The following is a 26,140-nucleotide window of genomic DNA, read 5'->3' as shown; positions in this document are numbered from 1 at the left end:
GGAGGAAGGCACAAGGTATAACTCCCCTCCCGCATGCGGGAGGGGTCGGGGGTGGGTCATCCCACCTTGCGGCAAAAAAGGGAAGAAATCCAATGTCCAACCGCTACGACGCGATCATCATCGGCGGCGGCCACAACGGCCTCACCTGCGCCTTCTATCTCGCCCGCGCCGGCATGAAAGTGCGCGTGCTGGAGCGGCGCGACATTGTCGGCGGGGCCTGCGTCACCGAGGAGTTCCATCCCGGCTTCCGCAACTCGACCGCGAGCTACACCGTCAGCCTGCTGCGCCCCAAGGTGATCGCCGACATGAAGCTGCACGAGCGCGGCTTTCGCATCATCGAGCGCACGATCAGCAACTTCTTCCCGTTCGAGAACGACTATCTGAAGCTCGGCGGCGGGGCGGGTCGCACCGAGGCGGAATTCGCGCGCTTCAGCCAGAAGGACGCGGACACCTACAAGCACTACGACGCCGCGCTTGAGAAAGTGGCGCAAGTGCTGCGCGACATCGCGCTGAAGTGCCCGCCCAATGTCGGCGGCGGTGTCCGCTCGCTGCTGGCCGCCGCGCAGCAGGGCTGGCCGATTGCCGGCCTTGGCCTTGAGGTGCAGCGCGATCTGCTCGATATCTTCACCAAGTCGGCGCGCGATTTCCTCGAAGGCTGGTTCGAGCATGACTACGTGCGCACGGCGTTCGGGTTCGATGCCGTCGTCGGCAACTATGCGGGCGTTTCGACCCCCGGCTCGGCCTATGTGCTGCTCCACCACGTGTTCGGCGAAGTGAACGGCAAGTTCGGCGCCTGGGGCCACTCGGTCGGCGGCATGGGCGCGATCACGCAGGCGATGGCCCGCGCCTGCGCCGAATATGGCGTCGAGATCAGCCTCGAAGCCCCGGTTGCCAAGGTGCTCGTCAACAACGGCAAGGCGGAAGGCGTGAAGCTGGTCAGCGGCGAGGAGCTTTATGCGCCGACCATCGCCGCCAACGTCGGCCCCGCGCTGCTCTTCCGCCAGCTTGTCAATTCCAGCGACCTCGACGCGGATTTCAACCGCCGCATCAAGAACTACAAGACCGGCTCGGGCACGTTCCGCATGAACGTCGCGCTCTCCGAACTGCCGGACTTCACCGTGCTCCCCGGCAAGGAGAAGGCCGAGCACCACACTGCCGGCATCATCATCGCGCCGGGCATGGACTACATGGACCAGGCCTTCATCGATGCGCAGACGGGCGGCTGGTCGAAGAAGCCGATCATCGAGATCAAGCTGCCCTCCACCATCGACGACAGCCTCGCGCCTCCGGGCCAGCATGTCGCCAGCCTGTTCTGCCAGCAGTTCGATCCCAAGGTCGATTGGGACAAGCACCGCGAGAAGGTGGCGGACCTCATCATCGACACCGTCAACGACCATGCGCCCAATTTCAAGCAAGCAGTCATCGCGCGGCAAATCCACTCGCCGCTCGATCTGGAACGCAAGTTCGGCCTCATCGGCGGCGACATCTTCCACGGCAACATGGGGCTCGATCAGCTCTGGGCCGCGCGGCCGGTGCTGGGGCATGGCGACTATCGCTCGCCGATCAAGGGGCTCTACATGTGCGGTTCGGGCACGCATCCGGGCGGCGGCGTGACCGGCGCGCCGGGACACAACGCGGCGGCGGAAATCATCCGCGATCGCGGCACGCTGTGGAAGGTGCTCCACCGCGGACGTTAAGGGCATTGCAGCTTGAAGCGTTTCCTCTAGCCTCTCCCACAAGGGGCAAGGGGGGACGTGAATGCTGACAGCGCTGTTGATCCTGCTGGGGCTGGGAACGCTCGGCTATGCCGCCGCGGTACTGCGCGCGGCGATCGTGCAGCGGGTGGCGCCTCGGCCGGAGGCCCTGCTGCTGGGGGCAGTGACCAACTTCTTCGACACGCTCGGGATCGGCTCGTTCGCGCCCTCCACCGCTTGGATCAAGTTCCGCAAGATGGTGCCGGACCGGCTGATCCCCTCCACCCTGCTGGTTGGCCACACCGGACCTTCGATGGTGCAGGCGTTCATTTTCTTCCTGCTGCTTGGCGGCAAGATCGATCCGGCGCTGCTCGTCGGCTGCATTCTCGCGCTGCTGGCGGGCGCCCTGATCGGCGCGCCGCTGGTCTCGCGCGCGCAGGTCTGGCTGGTGCAGACGACGGTCGCGGTCGGCCTGCTGATCGCGGCGAGCATCTTTGTCCTCATCAACCTCCACCTGATGCCGGGCGGCGGGAGCGCGTCCACTCTCTCGCTGCCGTGGATGCTCGTGGCGATTGCGGCAAACTTCGCGCTGGGCGTGCTGGTCAATTTCGGCGTGGGCAATTCGGCGCCGACGCTGATCATGTTCAGCCTGATGGGAATGGACCCGCGCTATGCCTTCCCTGTCATCGCAGGCAGCTCCGCCATCGCGGGGGCGGCGGCCAGTATCAGCCACATCCGCATCGGCGAGATCGACTTGCGCGTGGTGACGGGCATTATCCTCGGCGGCATCCCGGCGGTGCTGGTGGCGGCCTTCGTGGTCAAGAACATGGACGTCGCCATGCTGCGCTGGCTGGTGATCGGCGTGGTCTACTATGCCGCTGCCGTCATGGCGCGCTCGGCGTGGGCGGGGTGGAAGCAGTAAGGAACCCTTGGGAGGGCAGGATTGGCCCTCCCCATTTTTGCGCAGCACAAATGGGGAGGGGGACCGCCCGCGCAGCGGGTGGTGGAGGGGGAATCGGGCTACAGTGCTGCAAACAGCGACACGACAAAGTCGACCAGGAACTCCAGCACGATGGGCAGCAACTGCCAGCCGATCTGCAGGATCACCCACAGGACCCACAGCGTGATCGTGCCAGCGATGATCCTGTGCTGCTTGCAATAGAACAGATAGCGCAGCCAGAGCCGCTTCCACCAGCGCGGCTTCATGCCAGGGCGGCTTCCTGCCCGCGCCGCACTGCGAGGTACACCGGCACGCCGAGCGCCACGAGGCCAAGGCCATAGCCCACCGCGCTGGCGCCGAGGCCCCATGTCGCCCAGCCGATGAACGCGGCGCCGCCCAGCGCGAGCAGGATCAGGCCGCGCTCTTCGGGCAGCAGGCGGATGGCGGCCATCATGCTCATGAAATAGGCGAGCATCCCGGCGGCAAGGCTGACCGAGGCAATGAACTGGAACAGGTCGCCAAGGCCGCGCCCGTAGTTGAGCAAGGTCACTGCCGTCAGCAGCAGCGAGGAGACGACGTGCGCGCGCACCGGCGTGCCGCGCTTCCCGTCTGCGGCGAACCATTGCGGAAAGACGCCGCCGCGCGCCATGGCCTGCGGCATCTCGCCCTGGAGGAGGATGAAGCCGTTGAGCGTGCCGAATGCGCTGATCGCGGCGAACACGGCGACGACCGAGGCCATGTTGCCGCCGAAGGTCCGGCCGAGGAAATCGGCGACCGGGGCGGGGGAGGCGGCGGCCTGATCGGCGGGCATATAGGCCCAGAACGCAAGGCTGATGCCGAAATAGACCGCGCCCGTCAGCACCACGCCGATGATGGTGGCCAGCGGCACGACGCGCGCGGCATTCTCCACTTTGCCGGCCGGGACGGTCGCGGATTCAAGGCCGAGGAAGCCCCAGAACGTCAGCCCGGCCGCGGTCGCGATGGCGCCCGGCGCGATGGAAACCGGCGGCTGCACCACGCGCGGGGTTCCGTTCAGCGCGAACCATAGCGCGAGCCCGATCAGCAGCACCAGCGGCAGCAGCTTTAGCGCCGTCGTCACCACCGAGAAAGCGCCGGCGGCGCGCACGCCGCGAATGTTGATCGCGGTCATGCCCCAGACGCAGGCGACCGCAAGCAGGGCAGGCACGCCGGGGGTTTTGCCGATCCACGGCACGACCAGGCTGAGATTGCTGACGACCGCGACGGCAATCGCGCCGTTGCCGCTCCACAGCAGCACCCAGTAGCTCCACGCCGCGACGAACCCGGCAAACGGCCCGAACGCGGCCTGCACATAGGCATAAGGCCCGCCCGATCCGGGCAGCCGCGCGCCCATCCGGGCAAACGCGGCGGCGAGTGCTGTCGCCCCCGCGATGGTCACCATCCAGCCGAGCAACTGGTTCGTGCCCAGGGGCGCCAGTGTCGAAGGCAGCAGATAGATGCCGGAGCCGACCATGTTGCCCACGCACAGCGCCAGCACCATCCAGAAATTGAGGCCGCGCGGCTGCTTGCTCATCAATGCTCCAATCTCGCTCCCCCCCCCGTTCGTGTCGAGCCCCTCGCCTTCGCTCGGGATAAACTTCCGGCCTTTATGGCCGGAAGTCGAGACACTTGCGCGCGGTGTCTCGACTTCGCTCGACACGAACGGTCCTGGGGGGTTTCCCGTTGGTCTGACAGACTAACGCTTGATCGCGCCGCGTCACCGTGTTTCTTGAGCGCCGCCATGGCCAGCCAGACCGTTACCACGCCGAACTACGATCCCCGCCTCGTCCGCGCCGCGATCGCGATGAACGAGAATGTGCTGCACGAGGCTGAACCCTTGCTGCGCGCGCTGCTCAAGGAAAACCCGTTCGATGTGCGCGCGATCCGCCTGTTTGCGGAGCTGGCGGGGCGCATCGGGCGCTATCAGGACGCGGAAAACCTGCTGCGCCGCGCGATCGAGCTTGCGCCTGATTTCACGCCCGCACGCGCCAATCTCGCGCTCGTGCTCTACCGCACCGAGCGGGTGGCGGAGGCGCTGGAGGAGCTGGCGCGGGTCACGGTGGAGGATCCCGACAACCTCGGCAACGCCAACCTGCAGGCCGCCGCCTATGGCCGCATCGGCGAGTTCGACGAGGCGCTGGCGCTCTATGCCCGGGTGCTGAAGGATGCGCCGAACCAGCCCAAGGTGTGGATGAGCTACGGGCACCTGCTCAAGACGGTGGGGCGGCTGGAAGAGGGCATTGCCGCCTATCGCCGCGCGCTGGCGATCCAGCCGGGGCTGGGGGAAGTGTGGTGGAGCCTCGCCAACCTCAAGACCGTGCGCTTCTCCGACGAAGACATGGCCGCGATGCGCGCTGCATTGGCGGACGAGGCCGTTTCGCCCGAAGACCGCTGGCATCTCGATTTCGCGCTGGGCAAGGCGCACGAGGACCGACGGGAAGCCGAGGCCGCCTTTGCGCATTATGCTGCAGGCAATGCGCTGCGGAAAAAGCGGCTGCGATACAATGCGGCGGATACCACCGCGGCGGTCGATGCGGCGATCAAGGTCGCGGTGCCGGTCTTGTTCGCGCGCTACGCCGGCGCCGGCTACCCTGCGCAGGACCCGATTTTCGTGCTCGGCATGCCGCGCGCCGGGTCGACGCTGGTCGAGCAGATCCTCTCCAGCCACAGCCAGGTGGAGGGCACCAGCGAACTGCCAGACATCGGCATCCTTTCCCGGACGCTGGCGAATTACCCCGCCGACCTCGCCACCATCGACCCGGCGAAATTGCGCGATCTGGGCGAGCAGTATCTCGAGCGCACCCGCGTGCAGCGCCACACCGCGCGGCCACTGTTTATCGACAAGCTGCCCAACAACTGGCTCTATGTGCCGTTCATCCGGCTGATCCTGCCGAACGCGAAGATCATCGATGCGCGGCGCCATCCGCTCTCGTGCTGCTTCTCCAATTTCAAGCAGCATTTCGCGCGGGGGCAGGGCTTCTCCTATTCGCTCGAGGACATGGGCGCCTATTACCGCGACTATGTCCGCCTGATGGCGCATATCGACCGCGTGATCCCCGGCGCCGTCCACCGCGTGATCTACGAGCGGATGGTTGATGATACCGAGGCCGAAGTGCGGGCGCTGCTCGAGGCTTGCGGCTTGCCGTTCGAGCCCGCTTGCCTCGCCTTCTACGAAACCGAACGGGCGGTGCGCACGCCGAGTTCCGAACAGGTCCGCCGGCCGATTTTCCGTGAGGGCACAGAGGCGTGGAAGCCGTTCGAACCCTTCCTTGATCCGCTCAAGGCCGCGCTCGGCGAAGTCCTTCCTGCCTATCCTGCCGCGCCCTCTCGCTGGTAAGCCAACTGTACAATATTACGTTGCAATTCGGCCACGCATCAGACTGCAAGCTGACATCGTGCTGAAACACGGTTGAAATCCTCACCAAGTCGGACCACGGTCGCGCGCGTCCCGGGGGACCAACGAGGTGGGAAAATAATATGAAGAAGGCGTACTCGCGCGTTTCGCGCAGCATTCTGATGGCGACCGCAGCATTTGCAGCACCGGTGGCCCTCGCGCAGGAAGCCCCTCAGGCCGCAGCGGAGACCCCCGCCGCCACCGATGGCACCGAAATCATCGTGACCGCGCAGAAGCGCAGCGAAAACCTCCAGAACGTGCCGATCTCGATCCAGGCTTTCGGCACCCAGAAGCTCGAGCAGCTCAACGTTGCCAGCTTCGATGACTACGCCAAGGCGCTGCCCAGCGTCAGCTTCCAGTCGTTCGGCCCGGGCCAGACGCAGCTTTCCTTCCGCGGCATCACCAGCGGCGGCGATGGCCTGCGCGGCGGTTCGCAGCCCACCGCGGCGCTCTATCTCGATGAAGTGCCCGTCACCACCATCGGCAACGCGGTCGACCTGCACGTCTACGACATCGCCCGGGTCGAGGCGCTTTCGGGCCCGCAGGGCACGCTGTTCGGCTCGAGCTCGCTCGCCGGCACGCTGCGCATCATTCCCGCCAAGCCCGATACCAAGGGCTTCTACGGCCGCGTCGACGTTTCGGGCAACAAGGTCGGCAAGGGCACCGGCGGCGGCAGCGTCGAAGGCTTCTTCAACATCCCGCTGAGCGACCGCGCGGCACTGCGCGTCGTCGGCTACTATCAGCGCGATGGCGGCTATATCGACAGCGTGCCGGGCTCGCGCACCTTCACGCTGGGCGATGATGACCCGACCACCAACGTGACGGTCAACAACGCGAGGTTCGTCAAGGACAACGTCAACACCACCGACACGGTCGGCGGCCGTGCTGCGCTCAAGGTCGATCTCGACGACAGCTGGACGATCCAGCCTGCGGTCATCTATCAGCACCAGACCACGCGCGGTTCGTTCCTGTTTGATCCGCGCATCGGCGATCTCAAGGTCACCGATTTCGGCCCCTCGCGCAATCGCGACGACTGGGTGCTCGCGACCATGACGATCAACGGCAAGATCGGCAACTGGGACCTGACCTATGCCGGCGGCTACTTCGACCGCAAGATCGACAACCTGAGCGACTATTCGGAATACTCGGTCGCCTACGACCAGTTCCAGGGCGGGTTCTACACCTACTTCCCGACCGGAAACGGTGGCTTCCTCGATCCCACGCAGCAGGTCCACGGTCACGACGCACTGACCAAGCAGAGCCACGAACTGCGCATCTCCTCGCCCGCCGGCGAGCGCTACAAGCTGACGGCAGGCGTGTTCTTCCAGCGTCAGACCGACCGGATCGTCGCGGACTACTACATCAACGGCCTTGCTGCGATTCCGAACTCGCCCGCGGTGCCCAAGTCGGGTGACGATCTCTTCGCGACGCGCGCCTACCGCGTCGACCGTGACTATGCGGCCTTCATCGACGGTTCGTTCGATATCACGCCCCAGCTCACGCTTGCGGGCGGTGTCCGCGTGTTCAAGTACAACAACACCTTCGTCGGCTTCTCCGGCTTCCTGTCGAACACCACGGCGGCCAACTGCGTGCCCGTGGTCGCCGATGACCGCGTCTGCAACAACTTCGACCGCCAGGCCAAGCAGACCAGCGAGACGCACCGCGTCAACCTCACGTGGAAGATCGATCCGGACCGGCTGGTCTATGCGACGTATTCGACGGGCTATCGCCCCGGCGGCAACAACCGCCGCCCGAACGTGAACCCTTACGTTCCCGATACGCTCGACAACTACGAACTGGGCTTCAAGACCTCGTGGTTCGACCGCAAGCTCCGGCTCAACGGCGCGCTGTTCTACGAAAAGTGGAAGAACCTGCAGTACGGTCTCAGCCCGGTCGGCTCCAGCGGCGTCACCAATATCTACAACGCCGGCAATGCGCGGGTCTACGGCGCGGAAATGGACTTCAACCTGCGGCTCGGCGGGCTGAACCTGTCCGGTTCGGGCGCGCTGATCGACGGCAAGTTGACGACCGACTTCTGCTCGTTCGACACCAACGGCAACCCGGACTGCTCGCTCGGCGTCGTGGCTGCGCCCAGGGGCACGCCGCTGCCGGTCCAGCCGCGGTTCAAGGGCAACATGACCGCGCGCTACGAGTTCGACATGGGCAAGGCCAAGGCCTTCGTGCAGGCTTCGCTCAACCACCAGTCGGGCACGCGCTCGTACCTCACCACGCGTGAGGCCGATCTGCTTGGCCGGACCAGGGGCTTCGAGACGTTCGACTTCTCGCTGGGCGCGAAGGTATCCGGCTTTGACGTCTCGGCCTTCATCGAGAACGCCTTCGACAAGCGCGGCATCCTCAGCATCAACACGGTCTGCACCCCGTCGATCTGCGGTGGCGCGGCCCGCTACTATCCGATCAAGCCGCAGGTGTTCGGCATCAAGCTCGGCCACGATCTTTGATGCTGTTTCAGCCTAGCTGAAACAGGGGCGGCACCGGCCCGCTCCCCCGCCCGGCCACCCATTCAGGGTACTCTCGTGGGTGGCCGGGCGGGGGAGCGGGCCGGTGCCGCCTGTCAGGGCCAGCGGACCATCAAGGCCGGTCCAGCACATACCCCAGCGAGCGCACGGTGCGCAGCGGATAGCCCGCGCCTGCCTCGCGCAGCGCGCGGCGCAGACGGCTGACCCAGGCGTCGACCGTGCGCTCGTCGATCGGCTGTTCCTTTTTGCCCAGCGCCGCGATCAGCTGGCCGCGGCTGAATACGTGGCCGGGCTGCTCCATCAGGTAGCGCAGCAGGCGCAGTTCGTTGGGCATCAGCGGTATCGGCTTGCCCTGCCAGCGCGCCTGCAATGCCGTGAGGTCGAGCGAGAGATCGCCCAGCTTGAGCGAGCGGGCCGGGGCCTCGCGCTCGGGCAGCTGCACCGACAGCACCCGGTCGAGCACCGCCGCGCGGTCGATCGGGCCGATGATGTAGTCATCCGCCCCGGCGCGCAGCGCGCGGCGCTTGGCGTCGGCGTCGTCTTCCTCGAGCACCATGGTGATATGCGCTGCCTCGGTCTGCGTATCGCAGCGCAGGCGGCGGCATAGCTCCAGCCCGGAAAGCTCGGGCAGCAGCCAGTCGACGAAGGCCCAGGGGCTGCCATCGAGCAGCGGCAAGGGCGCGGCCCAGTTCCAGCCGTGAAACACCACGCGCAAGTCGCCGTGGACGAAGCTGTCCTGTCCGCCGCGAAGCGGGTCCGTGAGAAGGATGTCGATCTGCCGCATCGAAGCCGGTTCCCCCATCCGGGTTCCGCGCTGGACCCGGTGTTACGAACGGCTCTTTGTCGCCTGACTATGACGGCGCCGTGACGATGTGGCGGTTTACCCGCGCATCATCAGACCGGCAGCCCCACATAATTCTCCGCAATGCTCGCCTGCGCCGCGTCGCTCGAGGCAATATAGTCGAGCTCGGCCACTTGCATCGCGCGCTCGAACGGGCCGTCGTCGGGGAAGCGGTGCATCAGCTTGGTGAGCGACCAGCTGAAACGCTCGCACTTCCACACCCGGGCGAGAGCCTTGCCCGAATAGGCGGCCACCGCATCGTTGTCGGCATGCTTGAAATAGCCGCAGAGTGCTGCCGCCGAATAGTGCACGTCGCTGGCGGCAAGGTTGAGCCCCTTGGCCCCCGTCGGCGGCACGATATGCGCGGCATCGCCGCAGAGCAGCAGGCTGCCGTGGCGCATCGGTTCGAACACATAGGAGCGCAAGGGGGCGATCGACTTCTCGATGGCGGGGCCGCGCGTCATGTTCGCGGCTGCCTCCGGCCCCAGCCGCACCGCGAGTTCGTCCCACAACCGATCGTCGCTCCAGTCCTCGATTTTCTCGGTCAGCGGCACGTCGATGTAGTAGCGGCTGCGCGTCTTGCTGCGCATCGAAGCGAGCGCGAAGCCGCGTTCGTGGTTGGCGTAGATGAGCTCGTCATGGCACGGCGGCACATCGGCGAGGATTCCCAGCCAGCCGAAGGGGTACACGCGCTCGTACTCGCGGCCGACCGATGCGGGGATGGCCTTGCGCGAAGGGCCGTGGAAGCCGTCGCACCCGGCGATGAAGCGCGCGGTGAGGCGCTCCTCGCGGCCATCGCGGCGGAAGGTGACCGAGGGTGCGTCGCTCTCGATATCGTGCAGCGCCACGTCTTCGGCGCCGTAGATCACTTCGAGGCCGCGTTCGGGGGCGGCGTCCATCAAGTCCTTGGTGATCTCGGTCTGGCCATAGACCCACACGGTCTTGCCGGTGAACTTCTCGACGTCGATGCGGATCAGCCGCTCGCCGTCGGCCAGATTGAAGCCTTCCTCGATCAGCCCTTCGGCCTTGAGCCGCGCATCGAGCCCCAGCCGTTCCATCAGCCCCACGGTGACCTGCTCCAGCACCCCGGCGCGGATGCGGGAGAGCACATAGTCGGGCGTCTGCCGCTCGATCACCACGCAATCGATGCCTTCGGCCTTGAGCAGATGGCCGAGCAGCAGGCCTGCGGGGCCCGCGCCGATGATGGCAACTTGCGTGTGCATGAAAGTCTCTCCCATGGGTGCGCGCCACGCGCGGGTCATGTTTCGTCATTTGACAGGCCCGGCGATTGGACGGAAGGCAGGCTCAGGACAAACACATGGTACTTTCGGGACATGGCAGCAGTGATCCCCCGCTACGCGCTCTATGGCGAAGGTGATGGCATCGCCCCCGGCGGCTTTGCGCATATCGAGACGATTGCCGAACGAAGTGCGCTGCATGACTGGGAGATCGGGGCTCACCGCCATGACCATTTCGTGCAAGTGCTGCTGGTAGAGGAGGGACATGCCAGCGTTACCCTCGACGGCGAGACGACGGAGCTGGAAAGTCCGGGCCGGGTTATCGTCCCCGCCGCCGCCGTTCACGGCTTCCGTTTCCGCCAGGGCACGCGCGGATTTGTCCTCACGCTGTCCACCGACTTTTCCACACGCGCGGTCGGGGCGGGCGACCCGCTGCTGACGATGCTCGCGCAGGGCGGTATCGCGCAGCTTTCAGCCGAAGCCGCTGCCCGTGCGCTGTGGCTCGCGCGCGAGATGCTGGGCCTGCAGCAGGAATGGCAGCAGCAGGATCCGCTGTTCCTTGCGCTCGCTGAAAGCCTGATCCGCACGATCGGCCGGGGTGAGGGCGGGGCAGGCGCCGCGGTGGGCGATGACCAGCGCCTCGCCCGCTTCCGCCAGCTGGTCGAGCTGCACTACCGCCAGCACCGCGATCTCGATTTCTATGCGGACGCTTTGGGGCTCACGCGCCGCACGCTCTCGCGGCTCACGGCGGCGCGGCTGGGCTGTTCCCCGATGGACCTGATCCACCGCCGCCTTGCCTTGGAAGCCCAGCGCCTGCTTCGCTACACCAATGCCACCGCCACGCAGGTCGCCGCCGAACTGGGCTTCGACGACCCATCGTACTTCTCACGCTTCTACTTGCGCATAACGGGGCGGCGCCCGGGGGACGATCGGCAATGAGTCGATGCCGGCGAACGAAACGGGATCAAACGCGTCTTATTCTCGCCTCGGCGCTCCGATCCTAGAATGGCCCCCGCATTGAAAGGAGGCACCATGGCCAAGCGCAAGTCTGCCATCGACCATCTGGAAAGCGGCCGCGTTCCGCATATCGTCCACATGATCCCGCCCGGTGCGCCGGGTTTCCGCGAGGCGGGCGGCGGGGCGATGGTCATATCGTCCCCTGCCGAAGTCGACGGCCTTGTCCGCCAGTTGCGGCGAGGCGAAGTGATCACGCTCGATGACCTGCGCGGCGCCCTTGCGCGCCGCCACGCCGTAGCGGTCGCTTGCCCCGTGTCCACCGCGATCTTCCTCAACATGACCGCCCGCGCGGCGGAGGAGCGCCGCCTGATGGGCGTTCCGGAAGACGAACTCACCCCGTGGTGGCGGGTGCTGAAGAAGGGCGGCTTCCTCAATCCCAAGTACCCCGGCGGCGCCGAACAGCAGGCGGCCCACCTTGCTGTCGATGGTGTCCGCACCTCGCCCTTGCGCAAGCAGCTCGCCGTCTTCGACTATGCCGAGCGCCGACCCGCCGACTATCTGGAGGAGCGCGGCGCTTAGGGCCTTTCCGAGGTTGCTGCCCCGGCAGCCCGCGGGGCCAGACTGGAGCTCGCGCTCGTGCTAACGGTGTACTCGTTCTCGAACCAGAGAAGCGGCCGGCACTTGCGCCGGTCGCCTTCACATTTGCTCTTGAGCGGTAAGCGGTGGCTGTTACCTTGGCGGCCAACAGCCAAACGGGAGGGGATAATGGCACACTGGAACCGGTTCATCGGCAGACATCGGACCAAGCTGCTGCAGCTTGTTGCGCTGGCCGTCATGCTGAGCACGCTGCCCCAGGCAGCGCAGGCGATGAAGTTCTACGTGGCCAACGCGCTGGGTGAAGTGAAGCCTGAGGAGAAGGTCACCCCGGCCAAGCCGCAGCCGGTCCAGGTGATCTTCGAGTTTCAGCGCGACGGCAAACCCAATGCCAAGGCCACCAAGGTTGTCACTCCGTGGGCGATGGAAGACCTCAAAGGCACCGGCGCCTTCAGCGAAGTGACCGACGCACCGACCGCAAACGGCGCGATCATCAGCATCAAGTTCAACAACCTCGTGATCAAGGAAGAACTGGACAAGGCCAAGAAGCAGGCCTTTGGCGCCGGGCTGGGCTTTGGCCTGTTCGGCGGGGTGCTGGCGGTCGATCACTATCTCGTCAGCATCGATTATGTGCCCGCCACCGGCGCCGCGCCGATCCATACTGAAGTGAAACACGAACTCTACTCCAAGTACGGCAAGAAGGACGTCGAGGTGCCCGGCACCGAGTACAAGACCGCCGATGAAGCGGTGAAGGTCCTGGTCCGGCAGGCGCTTGCGCGCGGCGTGAACAACATTGTCGCCGATCCCGCCTTCCCGCGCTGATCGGATGCGTGCGGGGCTGACCGCGCTGGCGGTGTTCGCGTTGACGGCTTGCGCGATGCCGGTGGCCGATCTGCCGCCCTCGCTTGAGACGGTGCGGGTGCTGCGCAACCAGGATGTGCCGCCGATGGCGCTCGGTCCGTTCACCGCCGCTTCGAAGGAGGTGGGGCGCAGCATCGCCATCCGGCTCGGCGTGCTGAAGCCGCCGAAGGGCCGCAACTTCGCCGAGTTTCTGGGAGCGACGTTCGAGACCGAGCTCAAGGCAGCCGGCAAGCTGGATCCGGCATCGCCGCTGCAGCTTGGCGGTGTGCTGACCGAAAGCCGGGCGAGCGAGGACATCAAGAAAGGCGGCGGATCGCTGGGCGCGCGCATCACCCTTTCGCGCGGCGGGCGACCCGTTTTCGCCAAGGACTACCACGTCGAGACCAAGTGGCACTCCGATTTCATCGGCGCTATCGCCATCGAAGAGGCCTACCAGCAATACAATGCGCTCTATGCCGCGCTCGTCCGGCAAGTCCTGTCCGATCCGGAATTTGTCACCGCTGCCAAGCAATAGGGCAGCCGAACGCCCCCTTGCCACCGGCGCCCCAGTCATTATGAAAAGTTCATGGATATGAACTGGAGCGGTGCGTGATGGCCAAGATCAAGACGACACATGTCGGTAGCCTGCCGCGTGGTGACGAACTCACGCCGCTGCTTCTCGCGCGCGACAAGGGCGAGGTATATGACGCGGAATCCTTCGACACGGTCGTCGCCGCTGCTGTCGATGCCGCGGTCAAGGCGCAGGTCGAAGCTGGCGTCTCGGTGGTCTCCGATGGCGAGCTCGGCAAGGTTGGCTACTCGACCTACATGATCGAGCGCCTTTCGGGCTTCGGCGGCCATATCGACCGCAAGCCGGCGGCGGACCTCGCCGAAGTGCCGAACCTGGCCAAGAAGCTCTCGGCGATCATGGGCAGCCAGGAATTCGTCCGCGCCTCGTGCATTGGCGATGTGCGGCTCGTCTCGCTGCAGCCGCTGCATGACGATATCCGCCGCTTCCGCGCGGCCTTGGACAAGCATGCCGGGCCGGACACCGAAGCCTTCATGAACGCCGCATCGCCGGGCCTCATCACGGCCTTCCAGGTCAACCGCCACTATCCGAGCCACGAGGCCTACCTCGCCGATCTCGCCGATGCGATGCGCGAGGAATACGAGACCATCGTGAATGCGGGTTTCTACCTGCAACTCGACTGCCCCGATCTCGCGATGAGCCGTCACACCGGCTATCAGGACCTTTCAGAGGATGAGTTCCTCAAGGTTGCCGCCGCGAATGTCGAGGCGCTCAACGCCGCCACGGCCAACATCCCGCCCGAAAAGATGCGCATGCACGTGTGCTGGGGCAATTACGAGGGCCCGCACGACCATGACATCCCGCTCGAGCGCGTGATCGACATTGTCCTGAAGGCGCGGCCCTCGACCGTGCTGTTCGAAGCCGCCAACCCGCGCCACGAGCATGAATGGAAGGTGTGGAAGGATGCCAGACTACCGTCCGACAAGGTCCTTGCCCCCGGCGTGATCGACACCTGCTCGAACTACATCGAGCATCCCGAACTCATCGCCCAGCGCATCGAACGCTTCGCCGCCATTGTCGGGCCGGACCGCGTGGTGGGCAGCACCGATTGCGGCTTCGGCACGTTTGCGGGCTACGGCAAGATCGATCCCATCGTCACCTGGCGCAAGCTGCGCAACCTGCGCGAGGGCGCTGATATCGCGGCGGCGCGCGTATGACGGACGAGGACCGCCGAGCCGCCGAGCACGACTGCGCCCGCCTTATCGCGCTCTACGCCAACCTCAATGACGAGGCACGCTGGGACGAAGTGGCGGCGCTCTATGCCGAAGATGGGGTCATGTTCCGCCCCACTGCGCCCGATGCGCCGATCCACGGGCGCGAGGCGATCCTCGCCGCGTTCAAGGGCCGCCCGGCGCGCACCACGCGGCATGTCTGCAGCAACGTGGTCATCACCGTCGAAAGCGCGGATACGGCCTCCGGCGTCAGCGCCATGCTGCTGTTCACCGGCGGCGCCGCGCCGCTGGTCGGCTCGTTCCACGACAGGTTCGTGCGGACAGCCGAGGGCTGGCGCTTTGCCGAGCGGCGCGGTTCGCTTACGTTTGCACCCTGATGAATGCACCTGCTGTCCCGCCCGTCAAATCCGCGCTGCGCACGCTCGATGTGATCGAGTTCGTCGTTGCGCACCGGCAAGGCGTCGTGGCGCAGGAAATCGCCGGTGCGCTCGGGATTCCGGTGAGCAGCCTGTCGTACCTTCTCACCACGCTGGCGGATCGCGGCTATCTGGTGCGCGAGGGGCGGCGCTATCTGCCGGGTCCCGGCCTCGAACGCCTGCGTGCGTCTCCGGAAGCCCTCCCACTGGCGGACCGCGTCGCGCCGCTGGTGCGCGCCTTGAAGGGCGAGCTCAACGAAACCGCCTCGTTCATGGTCCAGCGCGGGTGGGAGGTTGAGGCGCTGGTTACCGAGGCCAGCGATCAGGCGCTGCGCTACGCGGTCGATCCCGGCACACGGCGACCACTCCATGCGCTGGCGGCGGGAAAGGTGATCCTTGCCGCGCTGACGCCGAGCGAGCTGGCGCGCTACTTCGCCGAGACCACCCGCGCGGTGTTCACCCCGGCCACCCGCACCAGTGAGGCAGACCTTACCGACGATATCGCCCGCATCTCCGCCGATGGCATGGCCGTGGCGCGCGAGGAAGCGACCGTTGGCATTATCGGCACGGCGGTGCCTGCGCGGATCGACGGCCAGTTTGTCGGCGCCTTCAGCGTCGCCATCCCGGCGGTGCGGTTCGATGCGGCGCTGGAGGTCCGTGTGCGCCAGGCGCTGCTGCGCGCGGCTGCTGCGCTGGGCTGAGAGGAATTACCCCTCCGACCCGCTTCGCGGGCCACCTCCCCATTTGTCCCTGCGGGAAAAATGGGGAGGACCTTCTTCCCTCTCCATTTTTGCGAAGCATAAATGGGGAGGTGGCAGCCCGCAGGGCTGACGGAGGGGTTCCTTACTTCTTCATCCCCTCGGTGATCCGCTGCGTCTCCGCCTGCGTCGAGGCAGGCCCGGTATTGCGCTTGTAGATCCCGCCCTGGCCCGCCGCGCGGTTGAACAGTGCGGGGCCGCCTTCCGGCTCCTCCAGCCCGAACAGCGGGAACAGCCCCGGATGCCGGCCAAGTCCCCCGTAAAGATCGAGGCAGCGCTCGATCCAGCCGCGCAGCGGATCGTCATTGGCGAGCACCGGCACCTTGCACACCGACGATGTGAACAGAATGCCGCCCATGATGCGGTAATCGGCATAGTTGGGCGCATCGCCGCCCAGCCATTCGTGCTGCCCCAGCGTCGCGCGCAGCGGCTCCAGTGCGGCGGAAATGCCCGGCAGCCGCTGCTCGCGCCCGGCCTGCATGTCCTCCAGCTTCTTGCCCAGCATCTTCTCGCGGCTGTGGGTGATGTATTCGTGGTCCTGCGGCACCGAAAGATCGCGGTAGTCAGCGCAGAAGCAGCGCATCCACGGGCCGACCGCCGCGCCCCAGAACCAGTGATCGAGCGCCTTCAGCGTCGCCGCCACGGAAGGATGCGGGATCAGGGCAGGGCGGTCCGGATACTTGGCGTCGAGGTATTCGACGATGCCCCAGCTATCGAGCACCCATTCGCCATCGTCGACGATCGCCGGCAGCCGTTCGGTCTTGCCACCGGTACGCTCGAGAATCCCGGTGAACCCGCCAGGCACGACGTCCAGATCGAACCCCTTGTGCTTCAAGGCATATTTGGTCGCCCACACGAACGGACTGATCGTCGCCCCCGTGCTCAGCGCGAGGTCGTAGAAGGTGATCGTGTTGTTGGCGGCCATGGCAATCCTCTCGCTTTTTCGTTGAGGCCAGTGTGCCACATATTGTTAGTGATACAAACTAATTTTGCGGTCGAAGAAAGATGGTTCACGCAGAGACGCAGAGGAGAAGCGAGACGCAGAGAAGAAGAGATGAGGGCGGCTGCGCCGCAGGCAACGTCCTTTCTCCGCGTCTCCCCTTCTTCTCCGCGTCTCTGCGTGAAACCCAAGAACTCAAGCCTTCTGCGTGCGCCACCCTTCGGCGTAGTTGTCGCGCGCTGCCGCCACATAGGGCACCGGCGCCACGACGGCCTTGATCTCGGTCTGCACATGCGGCTCGACGGTCGGCTTGCTGGTGCCGCCGTTCGGCTCACCCCACAGCAGCGAAACTTCGGTGCCCGGCGCGGTGAAGCCCGGCTCCATCATGGCGAGCGTCAGGAACTTGCCCTCGTTGGCGGTGTAGCCGATCCACGTCGAGAGGCCGACCTGCTTGCCGCCGCTCAGCACAGTATCGAACGGGTGCATCGCATAGACCGAGCTCGGGTATTCCATGAACTTCGCCCGCTCGCCTTGGCTGAGCGCGGAGGACTGCACGCGCATCACGTCCTCGTTGTCGAGCGCCAGCGTCACCTTGGTGCGGTGGTTCCCTGCCGCCGCCATCTTTTCGAGCGCCGCGCGGCCGATGAACTCGTGGTCGAACTTGACGAAGGGGCCGTAGCCCAGATCCCACGGCGTGGTGTAGTAGCCCTCGACCGTCTCGGGCACCCAGCTGCCGCCGACCGAGCACTTCGCTTCATAGGAATTTGCCGACAGCCATTCGCGATAGGGCTTCAGTTCCTCGCCGGTGTAGATCGCGGGGAAGGGGGAAGGGATCCAGCCCGATTCCAGCGTGTTGGACGAGTATGCCCGGCCGCCGACCAGCGCCATGCCGAAGTCCTTGCCGGCCTCGACCAGCGCCGCATGCACCGCGCCGTAGTCTTCCCACGGCCCCATCAGCTCGAAGCCGGGCTGCCCCGCCATGCCGTGCCGCAGCGCGCGCACTTCCTTGCCCGCAATCTGCAGGCGGCACATGTGGAAGAACTTCAGATCGGGCGGAGTCGCCCCGATGGCCTTCTCGATGATCTTCATCGCGTTGGGGCCCTGCACCTGGAAGCGGTAGGAATTGCGCTTGCCGTCGGTGCGCATCGCCCAGCGTTCGTCGCGCTCGACGGTCACGTTCCAGTTGCCGGTCGCGGCGTGGTATTCCACCCACTCGATTGCGGGCGCGCGGCCGACGAGGTTGAAGTGGTTCTCGTCGAGATAGAACAGGATCACGTCGCCGATGACGTAGCCGTAGGGCGTCACCGGCACGAACTGCTTGGCGCGATCGGGAATGAAGTTCCTGAACGAGTTGACGCCGAGGTACTCGAGCATCGCGAAGGCATCCGGGCCCTTAACCGCCAGATCGACCATGTGGTACGACTGGTTGTAGAGCACAGCCGTATGCCCCCAGGCCCACTGCTCCGCGCGCCAGTTGGAGTATTCCGCCGGCACCCCGGGATAGACGTTGGGGCCGACCTGCTGGTTGCGCAGGAAATGGACGAGATCAGATTGCGCGCCGATCACGGATTCAAGGGACTGGGTCATGGCGGGGCTCTCCCGGTTATGCGGTTACCGGTATGCCATGCCTCAATTTCATCGGGCTGAAAAGTTCAGTTATGTGAAATAGCGAAAAAAGTTCGCATGCCCGAAAGCCCCTCCCCGCTCGGGGAGGGGTTGGGGAGGGGTGACGCGCCTCTCCGGTGAGCGCGGCGCACCCCCACCCAGCCTCCCCCGACCGGGGGAGGGGCAGGTTGTGCGATCCCCCAAACGCAAAAGGCCGGCCCAAACGGACCGGCCCCTTGGCTAGGCTCTGGCTGGAAATCAGCCCTCGACGTGCTCGGCGAGGACCGTGAGACCCTTCTCGCTCACTTCGGCAAACCCGCCGGTGATGCGGATGTCCTCAGGCGCGGCACCATTGGTGCGGTAGACCCGAAGGGCGCCGTCCTGGATCGTCGACATGAACGGCGCGTGGCCTTCCAGCACGCCGAAGTTACCTTCGGAGCCGGGGACTTCGACCATGAAGACCTCTTCCGAACGGACGAGGCGGGCCGGGGTGACGAGTTCGAAGTGGAGCGACATGTCGGGTTCCTAAGGCCCCCTCCCGCCAGGCGGGAGAGGGCAAAGCAAAATCAGGCTTCTTCAGCCAGCTTCTTGGCCTTGGCGATCGCATCGTCGATGCCGCCGACCATGTAGAACGCGGCTTCCGGCAGGTGGTCGTACTCGCCGTCGACAACCGCCTTGAACGAGCGGACGGTGTCTTCGACCTGCACGAACTTGCCCGAGATGCCGGTGAACACTTCGGCGACGTGGAAGGGCTGCGAGAGGAAGCGCTGGATCTTGCGGGCGCGCGCGACGATCAGCTTATCCTCTTCCGAAAGCTCGTCCATGCCGAGAATGGCGATGATGTCCTGCAGCGACTTGTACTTCTGCAGGGTTTCCTGGACGCGGCGGGCGGTTTCGTAGTGCTCCTGGCCGACGACGGCCGGGGTGAGCACGCGGCTGGTCGAGTCGAGCGGGTCCACCGCCGGATAGATGCCGAGTTCGGAGATCGCGCGGTTCAGCGTGGTCGTCGCGTCAAGGTGCGCGAACGAGGTCGCCGGTGCCGGGTCGGTAAGGTCGTCCGCGGGCACGTAGATCGCCTGGACCGAGGTGATCGAACCCTTGGTGGTCGAGGTGATGCGCTCCTGCAGCGCGCCCATGTCGGTCGCGAGGGTCGGCTGGTAGCCCACCGCCGAAGGAATACGGCCGAGCAGCGCCGACACTTCCGAACCCGCCTGCGTGAAGCGGAAGATGTTGTCGACGAAGAACAGCACGTCCTGGCCTTCCTCGTCACGGAAGTATTCGGCCATGGTCAGGCCCGAAAGCGCGACGCGCGCGCGGGCGCCCGGCGGCTCGTTCATCTGGCCGAACACGAGCGCCACCTTCGACCCTTCCGGGGTCGGGTTGCCGTCGGCGTCCTTGGCGATAACGCCGGCGTCGAGGAACTCGTGGTAGAGGTCGTTGCCCTCGCGGGTGCGTTCACCGACGCCCGCGAAAACCGAAACGCCGCCGTGGCCCTTGGCGATGTTGTTGATCAGTTCCTGGATGAGCACGGTCTTGCCGACGCCCGCGCCGCCGAACAGGCCGATCTTGCCGCCGCGCGCATAGGGCGCGAGCAGATCGATCACCTTGATGCCGGTGACGAGAATGGCCGCTTCGGTCGACTGGTCGATGAACTCGGGGGCCTTGGCATGGATCGGCGCCGACTTCTCGGCATTGACCGGGCCGCGCTCGTCGATCGGCTCACCGATCACGTTGAGGATGCGCCCCAGCGTCATCGGGCCGACCGGCACCGAGATCTGCGCGCCGGTGTTGGTCACCGGCTGGCCGCGGGTCAGGCCGTCGGTCGAGTCCATCGCGATCGTGCGCACGGTGTTCTCGCCGAGGTGCTGCGCCACTTCGAGAACAAGGCGGTTGCCGTTGTTGTCGGTTTCCAGCGCAGTGAGAATCGCCGGCAGCTCGCCGGGGAAGGTCACGTCGACGACGGCGCCGATGACCTGGCTGATCTTGCCAGTGGTGGTCTGGTTGAGGACGGCTGCGGTGGCCATGTTGGTTTCCTTACCTTGAAAGTCTTACAGCGCTTCGGCGCCAGCGATGATTTCGATGAGTTCGGTCGTGATCGCGGCCTGACGGCTGCGGTTGTACTGGATGGTCAGCTTCTGGATCAGCTCGCCCGCGTTGCGCGTGGCGTTGTCCATCGCGGTCATCGAAGCGCCCTGTTCGGAAGCTTCGCGCTCGAGCAGCGCTCCAAAGATCTGCGTGGTGACATAGCGCGGCAGCAGCGCTTCGAGGATTTCCTCCTCGCCGGGTTCGTACTCGACGACCGCATCGCCGCCCGCCGTCACGACTGGCGCGGGAACGGGGATCAGCTGCTGCGTCACGGGTTCCTGCGTCAGCGCGTTCTTGAACACGGGCGAGACCAGATGGGCGACGTCGAACTTGCCGCCCTCGAACATGGCGATGAGCTCGTGCGCGATGGCGCTGGCTTCGTCGAAGCCGGGCGTGCGCACGAGGCTGGTGTCATATCCGGCGGCTGCGGCAGCCGGAAAGTCACGCCGGATCGGGGCACGGCCCTTCTTGCCGACGAGGTAGAAGCTCACCGTCTTGCCGGCCGCTTCAAGCGCGCGCGCCTGAAGCTTGGCTTCCTTGACGATGTTCGAGTTGAGACCGCCGCACAGGCCCTTGTCGGTGTTGACGACGACAAGGAGGTGGCGCTGGTCAGAGCCCGTGCCGCGCATCAGCAGCGGCGCGCTGTCCTGGCCCGCAACCTTGCTGGCAAGGCTGGCCATCACTTCGGCAAGGCGGCTGGCATAGGGACGCGCCGCTTCCGCCGCCGTCTGCGCCTTGCGCAGCTTGGCCGCCGCGACCATCTGCTTGGCCTTGGTGATCTTCTGGGTCGACTTGACCGAGTTGATCCGGCCCTTGAGTTCCTTCAGCGAAGCCATCGAATGTCCCTTGCGGGGGCCGGAAGAAAATAGGGACAGTCCCTATTTATCGCCATCCGACCCTGAGCAAACTTCCAAAACAGCGTATTCGATAAATAGGGACTGTCCCTATTTTCTTTCCTTACGCGAACTGCTTGCCGAACGCGTCGAGCGCGGCCTTCAGCTTGCCCTTGGCCTCGTCGCCCAGATCCTTGGTGTCGCGGATCAGCTTCAGCAGGTCGGCATGGCTGGAGTGCAGATAGCTCAGCAGCTCGGCCTCGTATTCGCCCACGCGGTTCACCGGAATACCGTCGAGGTAGCCGTTGGTGCCCGCGAAGATCACGCAGGTCTGCTCTTCGAAGCCCAGCGGCGAGAACTGCGGCTGCTTGAGCAGCTCGGTCAGGCGCGCACCGCGGTTCAGCAGCTTCTGGGTCGAGGCGTCGAGGTCGGAACCGAACTGCGCGAAGGCCGCCATTTCGCGGTACTGCGCAAGCTCCAGCTTGATCGAGCCGGCGACCTTCTTCATCGCCTTGGTCTGCGCCGACGAGCCCACGCGGCTCACCGAGAGGCCGACGTTGATGGCCGGACGGATGCCCTGGTAGAACAGGCCGGTTTCAAGGAAGATCTGGCCGTCGGTGATCGAGATCACGTTGGTCGGGATGTACGCCGAAACGTCGCCCGCCTGCGTCTCGATGATCGGCAGCGCGGTCAGCGAGCCGTTGCCGTTCTCGTCGTTCATCTTCGCCGCGCGCTCGAGCAGGCGGCTGTGGAGATAGAACACGTCGCCCGGGTAGGCTTCGCGGCCCGGCGGACGGCGGAGCAGCAGCGACATCTGGCGGTAGGCCACGGCCTGCTTCGAAAGGTCGTCGTACACGATCACGGCGTGCATGCCGTTGTCGCGGAAGAATTCGCCCATCGTCGCACCGGTGTAGGGCGCGAGGTACTGCAGCGGCGCGGGCTCCGAAGCGGTCGCGGCGATGACGATGGAGTATTCCATCGCGCCGTTCTCTTCGAGCTGGCGGACGATCTGCGCGACAGTCGAGCGCTTCTGGCCGACGGCGACGTAGATGCAGTAGAGCTTCTTGCTCTCGTCATCGCCTGCGTTGACGGCCTTCTGGTTGATGAAGGTGTCGATCGCGACGGCGGTCTTGCCGGTCTGGCGGTCGCCGATGATCAGTTCGCGCTGGCCGCGGCCGACGGGAACGAGCGCGTCGATCGCCTTGAGGCCGGTCTGCACGGGCTCGTGCACCGACTTGCGCGGGATGATGCCGGGCGCCTTGACTTCGACGCGGGTGCGGACGGCGTCCACGATCGGGCCCTTGCCGTCGATCGGGTTGCCCAGTGCGTCGACCACGCGGCCGAGCAGGCCCTTGCCGACGGGGACGTCCACGATGGTACCGGTGCGCTTGACCTGGTCACCTTCCTTGATCTCGGCGTCCGAGCCGAAGATCACGACGCCGACGTTGTCGGCTTCGAGGTTGAGGGCCATGCCCTTCACCCCGTTCGCAAACTCGACCATCTCGCCGGCCTGGACCTGGTCGAGGCCGTAGATGCGGGCGATACCGTCACCGACCGACAGCACGGAGCCGACTTCCGAGACCTGGGCCTCGGTGCCGAAGCTGGCGATCTGGTCCTTGATGACCTTCGAGATTTCAGCGGCGCGGATTTCCATTTTCAGCCTTTCATGAAGCCTGTTGGCTTAGCCCTGAGTCCTTAGCCCTTCATGGCCTGGGCAAGCGAATTGAGACGAGTACGGATCGAGCCGTCGATCATGCGGCTGCCGATCTGGACGACGAGGCCGCCCAGAATAGCCGGATCGACATGGGCCTTGACCGTGACGGAGCGGCCCTCGCGGGCCTTGAGCTTTTCGGCCAGCTGCGCGAGCTGCGCTTCATCGAGCGGGTGCGCGGTGGTCACTTCAGCGGTCACTTCGCCGCGGGCGGCAGCTGCGATAGCGGTGAAGGCGCGCACGACGTCGGGCAGCGAGGCGAGGCGGCGGTTGGCCGCCAGCACGCCGAGGAAGTTGCGAGTGAGGCCCGAGACCTTGAGATAATCGGCAACCGCATCGATCGTCTTCGCGGCGACATCGCGCGAAACTTCGGGGTTCTTGAGCAGCGCAGCCAGATCGGCCGATTCGCGCACTGCGGCACCAAGGGTATCGAGGTCGGTCTCGACCGCCGTCACAACCCCCTGTTCGCCCGCCAGATCATAGAGCGCGGCCGCGTACCGTCCCGCCAAGCTGGCCGTAATCCCGCCGGAAATCTCCACGCGCCTTGGTCCCCTTCATCCAGGATGGATCGCAAATGGTGTTTGCATGGGCCATGGTGCCGTGCACAAAACACAGCGGCCCGCAATGGGGGCGCGCCTAGCAACCAAGTCCCGGCCTGACAAGATGCCAGATGCCGATTCCATGGGGCATTGGGGCAGCGGGGGTGAAATCCCCCGATTCAAGCTCCGATCAGGGTGCTGGATGGCAGTTGTAGCGCAGTCGCTCGTTGGGTTCCGGGGGGAGCAGCGCGCGGATGCTGCCTTGCGCTTCGCCCAGCGCGCGGGCCGCCGCATCGTCTGCCCCGCAGGCCGGGGCCTTGAGCCTGGTGCGCGCCTCGCGCAGCGCGGTCATCGCATCGAGGCCCATCAGATAGCGCTCGACGGTATACTCGCGGCGGTCGGGATCGAAGCGCGTGATCGATACCGTCGCTTCGCCCTGCGGCACCAGCACGCGGCTCCAGCCGTCGCCGGCGAGGCCGTACTGGGTCTTGCCGTTGACGCAGCCGCCCGGCGCCCAGGTCAGCGGGACATCGGTCACATCGGAGACGGTCACCCGGCTGCGCTGCGGATCGAGCACGCAGACCAGCTTTTGCGGAGCTTCCGGCGCCGCGCTGCTGGCATCGGGCGCGGGAGCGGCCTCGTTCTTCGCCTTGGCTTCGGCAATGATGTCCTTCGCGCGTTCGTCGATCAGGCTCAGCGGCGGCCGCAGCAGCCATGTGCCCACCGCCGCCACCAAGAGCAGCCCCGCCGCGCCGCCCGCGATCTTGAGCTGGCGCTGCTTGCCGCGCTGGTAGAACACGAATGCCGCGGCCCCCGCCGCGAACGAAGCCAGCAGCAGCACGGCAGCAATGGCAAGGCCGTTGTCCCGCTCGGACAGGATCTGCAGTTCGGCATCGTGCTGCGCCTTCGCGGCAAACTCCGCCTGCGCCGCCTTGCGCGCGTCCGCCTCCGCTGCCAGCCGCGCCTGATCTTCCGCCCCGCGCGCCGCGTCCGCCCGGTCGAGATCGGCGAGCGACGTGCAGGGCGTGCCGCTGACATGCGGGGTTACGCCCGCGCCCTGCAGAAAGGCCGCAAGCTCGCGCATCGAGATCGCGAAGTAGAATGCCGAATCGGTGGTGTTCTCGCTCACGGTGCCGAAGCTGTTGACCCCGAGCACCCGCCCGCAGGCGTCGAGCAGCGGCCCGCCCGAATTGCCCGCCCCGATCGGCGCGGTGTGCAGGATCGTGTCGTATTCGCGGCTGGAGCGTCCCGCCGAGATGTAGCCGCGCGATTTCACCGCCGCTTGCGGGCTGACGAGGTCGGCCATCGAAAGCCCCTCGGCCATGTCGACATTGCCGGGATAGCCTGCCGCATAGACTTCCTGGCTGTCTGCCGGCGCGCCGGAATAGAGCGTCAGCGCGGCAAGCGACGTGCCGGGTTTGAGCTTGAGCAGGGCGAGATCGCGCTGCGGCGAATAGGCGGCAATCGTCGCGGCAAAACCGCCGCGCCCTTCGGACGGCACGACTCCCGCCACGATCCCGTCGCTGTCGCGCAAGTCTTCCACGACATGCGCGTTGGTCACCACGAGATCGGGCGCGATGGCAAAGCCGGTGCCGTGGCTGACGAGCTGCGCCGCGCCGCCATCGTAGCGGATCAGCACGACCCGCACGACGCCCCGGCTGGCGGCGGCGATATCGGCCGGGTCAGCCGTGACCGCAGCGGGCAGCGCGGCGATCAGGAATGCGGCAAGAAGGGCGAGCAGGCGGCGGAGAGTAGGCATCGACGCCGGTTCTTGCCGGGAATCGATTGGACCGCAAGCGGCGGGAAGCGTAGTCACGCCACTGCCGCTATCGCCGCCATACACCGCAGCAGGAGCAGAGGCATGAAGCAGACCGATCCCACCCCATCCGCCTGGACCGATGGCGGCCGCGGCACGGTGATCCACTGGGGCGTGGCACAAACCTCGCTCGGCCCGATGCTCGTCGCCGCGAGCGCCAAGGGCGTCGTGCGGCTTTCATTCGGTGAAGACCCCGCTGTCCTCGCCGAGCGCTTCCCGAATGCCGAACTGGTGCAAGGCGGTGCCTCGTTCGCTGCACTGCTCGCCGAAATCATCAAGGCCGCCGAAGCCCCCGGCGAGACGGACTTCGACCACATCCCCGTCGACGTCTCCGGCACGCCCTTCCAGCAAAGCGTGTGGCAGGCGCTGCGCCGCATTCCCAAGGGCGAGACGCGCACGTACGCCCAGCTCGCCGCCGAAGTGGGCCGCCCGGGCGCGGTGCGGGCAGCAGGCTCGGCCAACGGCGCCAACCACGTCTCGCTGCTGATCCCCTGCCACCGCGTGATCCGCAGCGATGGCAGCCTCGGCGGCTATGCCTGGGGCCTCGAGATCAAGGCCAAGCTGCTCCAGCGCGAGGGCGCGCTGCTCCTTCTATAGCCCTCTCCCCTTGAGGGGAGAGGGCCCGCGTGAGGGGACTACCCTTTTAGCCGAGCGATTAAATCGCCTTCCCATCGGGGGCGGGG

General features: G+C 66.0%; 23 protein-coding genes and 1 pseudogene. 12 read left to right on the top strand and 12 right to left on the bottom strand.

Features of this window, described 5'->3' with window-relative positions; genetic code table 11:
- Positions 1-92: 92 nt before the first annotated feature.
- Positions 93-1,697: a phytoene desaturase family protein gene (locus tag NDB2M1_RS02195; RefSeq protein WP_072379177.1), complete on the top strand. Its 1,605-nt coding sequence runs from the start codon at positions 93-95 to the stop codon at positions 1,695-1,697.
- A gap of 61 nt (positions 1,698-1,758) precedes the next feature.
- The gene (locus tag NDB2M1_RS02190; protein WP_072379175.1) at positions 1,759-2,616 is read left to right on the top strand and encodes a sulfite exporter TauE/SafE family protein; all 858 of its coding nucleotides are present in this window, start codon (positions 1,759-1,761) and stop codon (positions 2,614-2,616) included.
- A gap of 98 nt (positions 2,617-2,714) precedes the next feature.
- Here the strand turns inward: NDB2M1_RS02190 and NDB2M1_RS02185 are convergent, their stop codons facing one another.
- Both NDB2M1_RS02185 and NDB2M1_RS02180 read right to left on the bottom strand, forming a co-directional pair.
- The gene (locus NDB2M1_RS02185) at positions 2,715-2,900 is read right to left on the bottom strand and encodes a hypothetical protein (protein ID WP_072379173.1); all 186 of its coding nucleotides are present in this window, start codon (positions 2,898-2,900) and stop codon (positions 2,715-2,717) included.
- On the bottom strand, positions 2,897-4,186 hold the full coding sequence (locus NDB2M1_RS02180; protein WP_072379171.1) for an APC family permease: 1,290 nt from the start codon (positions 4,184-4,186) through the stop codon (positions 2,897-2,899). Before NDB2M1_RS02180 ends, NDB2M1_RS02185 begins: the two co-directional genes overlap by 4 nt.
- Before the next feature lie 207 nt (positions 4,187-4,393).
- Between NDB2M1_RS02180 and NDB2M1_RS02175 the strand changes: the two genes are divergently transcribed.
- Both NDB2M1_RS02175 and NDB2M1_RS02170 read left to right on the top strand, forming a co-directional pair.
- A complete protein-coding gene (locus NDB2M1_RS02175; protein ID WP_072379169.1) occupies positions 4,394-5,989 on the top strand; it encodes a tetratricopeptide repeat-containing sulfotransferase family protein in 1,596 nt (531 codons plus the stop codon).
- Positions 5,990-6,129: 140 nt separating this feature from the next.
- Positions 6,130-8,505: a TonB-dependent receptor gene (locus tag NDB2M1_RS02170; RefSeq protein ID WP_072379162.1), complete on the top strand. Its 2,376-nt coding sequence runs from the start codon at positions 6,130-6,132 to the stop codon at positions 8,503-8,505.
- A gap of 130 nt (positions 8,506-8,635) precedes the next feature.
- Here NDB2M1_RS02170 and NDB2M1_RS02165 read toward each other — a convergent pair whose 3' ends face one another.
- Together NDB2M1_RS02165 and pobA are read right to left on the bottom strand one after the other, a co-directional pair.
- Complete coding sequence (locus tag NDB2M1_RS02165; RefSeq protein ID WP_072380031.1) at positions 8,636-9,307, bottom strand: response regulator transcription factor; 672 nt, start codon at positions 9,305-9,307, stop codon at positions 8,636-8,638.
- Positions 9,308-9,417: 110 nt separating this feature from the next.
- Positions 9,418-10,587, bottom strand: coding sequence for a 4-hydroxybenzoate 3-monooxygenase (pobA, locus tag NDB2M1_RS02160; protein ID WP_072380029.1), 1,170 nt, complete (start codon positions 10,585-10,587; stop codon positions 9,418-9,420).
- A 111-nt stretch (positions 10,588-10,698) separates the two neighbouring features.
- Here pobA and NDB2M1_RS02155 point away from each other — a divergent pair, with 111 nt between their 5' ends.
- From NDB2M1_RS02155 to NDB2M1_RS02125, 7 genes are all read left to right on the top strand, one after another.
- Positions 10,699-11,541, top strand: a complete 843-nt coding sequence (locus tag NDB2M1_RS02155) for a helix-turn-helix domain-containing protein (protein ID WP_072379160.1) — start codon at positions 10,699-10,701, stop codon at positions 11,539-11,541.
- A gap of 93 nt (positions 11,542-11,634) precedes the next feature.
- The gene (locus tag NDB2M1_RS02150) at positions 11,635-12,138 is read left to right on the top strand and encodes an MGMT family protein (protein ID WP_072379158.1); all 504 of its coding nucleotides are present in this window, start codon (positions 11,635-11,637) and stop codon (positions 12,136-12,138) included.
- A gap of 186 nt (positions 12,139-12,324) precedes the next feature.
- Complete coding sequence (locus NDB2M1_RS02145) at positions 12,325-12,975, top strand: hypothetical protein (protein WP_072379156.1); 651 nt, start codon at positions 12,325-12,327, stop codon at positions 12,973-12,975.
- Positions 12,976-12,979: 4 nt separating this feature from the next.
- Entirely contained in the window at positions 12,980-13,528 is a 549-nt protein-coding gene (locus NDB2M1_RS02140; RefSeq protein ID WP_054121818.1) for a hypothetical protein, read from the top strand.
- 77 nt (positions 13,529-13,605) lie between these two features.
- Positions 13,606-14,739 (top strand): cobalamin-independent methionine synthase II family protein, encoded by a 1,134-nt coding sequence (locus tag NDB2M1_RS02135; RefSeq protein WP_072379154.1) that lies wholly within the window; start codon positions 13,606-13,608, stop codon positions 14,737-14,739.
- Positions 14,736-15,131, top strand: a complete 396-nt coding sequence (locus tag NDB2M1_RS02130; RefSeq protein ID WP_072379152.1) for a nuclear transport factor 2 family protein — start codon at positions 14,736-14,738, stop codon at positions 15,129-15,131. The genes NDB2M1_RS02135 and NDB2M1_RS02130 overlap by 4 nt, the downstream gene beginning before the upstream one ends.
- The gene (locus NDB2M1_RS02125; RefSeq protein WP_072379150.1) at positions 15,131-15,871 is read left to right on the top strand and encodes an IclR family transcriptional regulator; all 741 of its coding nucleotides are present in this window, start codon (positions 15,131-15,133) and stop codon (positions 15,869-15,871) included. The genes NDB2M1_RS02130 and NDB2M1_RS02125 overlap by 1 nt, the downstream gene beginning before the upstream one ends.
- Positions 15,872-16,013: 142 nt before the next feature.
- On the opposite strand, the gene NDB2M1_RS02120 is transcribed toward NDB2M1_RS02125, so the two are convergent.
- The 8 genes from NDB2M1_RS02120 to NDB2M1_RS02085 all read right to left on the bottom strand — a co-directional run bounded on the left by NDB2M1_RS02120 (position 16,014) and on the right by NDB2M1_RS02085 (position 25,400).
- The gene (locus NDB2M1_RS02120) at positions 16,014-16,853 is read right to left on the bottom strand and encodes a beta-etherase (protein ID WP_072379148.1); all 840 of its coding nucleotides are present in this window, start codon (positions 16,851-16,853) and stop codon (positions 16,014-16,016) included.
- A 210-nt stretch (positions 16,854-17,063) separates the two neighbouring features.
- Positions 17,064-18,455 carry a syringate O-demethylase gene (locus NDB2M1_RS02115; protein ID WP_072379146.1) on the bottom strand — a complete coding sequence of 464 codons (1,392 nt, stop codon included), beginning with the start codon at positions 18,453-18,455 and terminating at the stop codon, positions 17,064-17,066.
- Positions 18,456-18,731: 276 nt separating this feature from the next.
- Entirely contained in the window at positions 18,732-18,989 is a 258-nt protein-coding gene (locus NDB2M1_RS02110; RefSeq protein ID WP_054121972.1) for an ATP synthase F1 subunit epsilon, read from the bottom strand.
- 50 nt (positions 18,990-19,039) lie between these two features.
- A complete protein-coding gene (atpD, locus tag NDB2M1_RS02105) occupies positions 19,040-20,497 on the bottom strand; it encodes a F0F1 ATP synthase subunit beta (protein ID WP_072379144.1) in 1,458 nt (485 codons plus the stop codon).
- A 24-nt stretch (positions 20,498-20,521) separates the two neighbouring features.
- Positions 20,522-21,394 (bottom strand): F0F1 ATP synthase subunit gamma, encoded by an 873-nt coding sequence (locus NDB2M1_RS02100; RefSeq protein ID WP_072379142.1) that lies wholly within the window; start codon positions 21,392-21,394, stop codon positions 20,522-20,524.
- Positions 21,395-21,515: 121 nt separating this feature from the next.
- Entirely contained in the window at positions 21,516-23,045 is a 1,530-nt protein-coding gene (gene atpA, locus NDB2M1_RS02095; protein ID WP_072379141.1) for a F0F1 ATP synthase subunit alpha, read from the bottom strand.
- 41 nt (positions 23,046-23,086) lie between these two features.
- The gene (locus NDB2M1_RS02090; RefSeq protein ID WP_054121976.1) at positions 23,087-23,641 is read right to left on the bottom strand and encodes a F0F1 ATP synthase subunit delta; all 555 of its coding nucleotides are present in this window, start codon (positions 23,639-23,641) and stop codon (positions 23,087-23,089) included.
- Between the two features lie 190 nt (positions 23,642-23,831).
- Positions 23,832-25,400 (bottom strand): S1 family peptidase, encoded by a 1,569-nt coding sequence (locus tag NDB2M1_RS02085; protein ID WP_072379139.1) that lies wholly within the window; start codon positions 25,398-25,400, stop codon positions 23,832-23,834.
- Between the two features lie 120 nt (positions 25,401-25,520).
- Between NDB2M1_RS02085 and NDB2M1_RS02080 the strand changes: the two are divergent.
- A pseudogene (locus NDB2M1_RS02080) lies at positions 25,521-26,054 on the top strand (methylated-DNA--[protein]-cysteine S-methyltransferase); the annotation flags it as partial.
- Between the last annotated feature and the right edge of the window lie 86 nt (positions 26,055-26,140).

The sequence above is a fragment of the Novosphingobium sp. NDB2Meth1 genome (assembly GCF_900117425.1).
Classification (GTDB): Bacteria; Pseudomonadota; Alphaproteobacteria; order Sphingomonadales; family Sphingomonadaceae; genus Novosphingobium.
This window is presented reverse-complemented; position numbering and strand designations above follow the sequence as displayed.

Coding starts and splice junctions, on each gene's coding strand:
- NDB2M1_RS02125 (WP_072379150.1), top strand. CDS start 15,131: ATGAATGCACCTGCTGTCCCGCCCGTCAAATCCGCGCTGCGCACGCTC.
- NDB2M1_RS02170 (WP_072379162.1), top strand. CDS start 6,130: ATGAAGAAGGCGTACTCGCGCGTTTCGCGCAGCATTCTGATGGCGACC.
- NDB2M1_RS02145 (WP_072379156.1), top strand. CDS start 12,325: ATGGCACACTGGAACCGGTTCATCGGCAGACATCGGACCAAGCTGCTG.
- NDB2M1_RS02185 (WP_072379173.1), bottom strand. CDS start 2,900: ATGAAGCCGCGCTGGTGGAAGCGGCTCTGGCTGCGCTATCTGTTCTAT.
- NDB2M1_RS02135 (WP_072379154.1), top strand. CDS start 13,606: ATGGCCAAGATCAAGACGACACATGTCGGTAGCCTGCCGCGTGGTGAC.
- NDB2M1_RS02195 (WP_072379177.1), top strand. CDS start 93: ATGTCCAACCGCTACGACGCGATCATCATCGGCGGCGGCCACAACGGC.
- atpD (WP_072379144.1), bottom strand. CDS start 20,497: ATGGCCACCGCAGCCGTCCTCAACCAGACCACCACTGGCAAGATCAGC.
- NDB2M1_RS02180 (WP_072379171.1), bottom strand. CDS start 4,186: ATGAGCAAGCAGCCGCGCGGCCTCAATTTCTGGATGGTGCTGGCGCTG.
- NDB2M1_RS02115 (WP_072379146.1), bottom strand. CDS start 18,455: ATGACCCAGTCCCTTGAATCCGTGATCGGCGCGCAATCTGATCTCGTC.
- NDB2M1_RS02190 (WP_072379175.1), top strand. CDS start 1,759: ATGCTGACAGCGCTGTTGATCCTGCTGGGGCTGGGAACGCTCGGCTAT.
- NDB2M1_RS02175 (WP_072379169.1), top strand. CDS start 4,394: ATGGCCAGCCAGACCGTTACCACGCCGAACTACGATCCCCGCCTCGTC.
- pobA (WP_072380029.1), bottom strand. CDS start 10,587: ATGCACACGCAAGTTGCCATCATCGGCGCGGGCCCCGCAGGCCTGCTG.
- NDB2M1_RS02110 (WP_054121972.1), bottom strand. CDS start 18,989: ATGTCGCTCCACTTCGAACTCGTCACCCCGGCCCGCCTCGTCCGTTCG.
- NDB2M1_RS02130 (WP_072379152.1), top strand. CDS start 14,736: ATGACGGACGAGGACCGCCGAGCCGCCGAGCACGACTGCGCCCGCCTT.
- NDB2M1_RS02140 (WP_054121818.1), top strand. CDS start 12,980: ATGCGTGCGGGGCTGACCGCGCTGGCGGTGTTCGCGTTGACGGCTTGC.
- NDB2M1_RS02100 (WP_072379142.1), bottom strand. CDS start 21,394: ATGGCTTCGCTGAAGGAACTCAAGGGCCGGATCAACTCGGTCAAGTCG.
- NDB2M1_RS02165 (WP_072380031.1), bottom strand. CDS start 9,307: ATGCGGCAGATCGACATCCTTCTCACGGACCCGCTTCGCGGCGGACAG.
- atpA (WP_072379141.1), bottom strand. CDS start 23,045: ATGGAAATCCGCGCCGCTGAAATCTCGAAGGTCATCAAGGACCAGATC.
- NDB2M1_RS02120 (WP_072379148.1), bottom strand. CDS start 16,853: ATGGCCGCCAACAACACGATCACCTTCTACGACCTCGCGCTGAGCACG.
- NDB2M1_RS02085 (WP_072379139.1), bottom strand. CDS start 25,400: ATGCCTACTCTCCGCCGCCTGCTCGCCCTTCTTGCCGCATTCCTGATC.
- NDB2M1_RS02155 (WP_072379160.1), top strand. CDS start 10,699: ATGGCAGCAGTGATCCCCCGCTACGCGCTCTATGGCGAAGGTGATGGC.
- NDB2M1_RS02150 (WP_072379158.1), top strand. CDS start 11,635: ATGGCCAAGCGCAAGTCTGCCATCGACCATCTGGAAAGCGGCCGCGTT.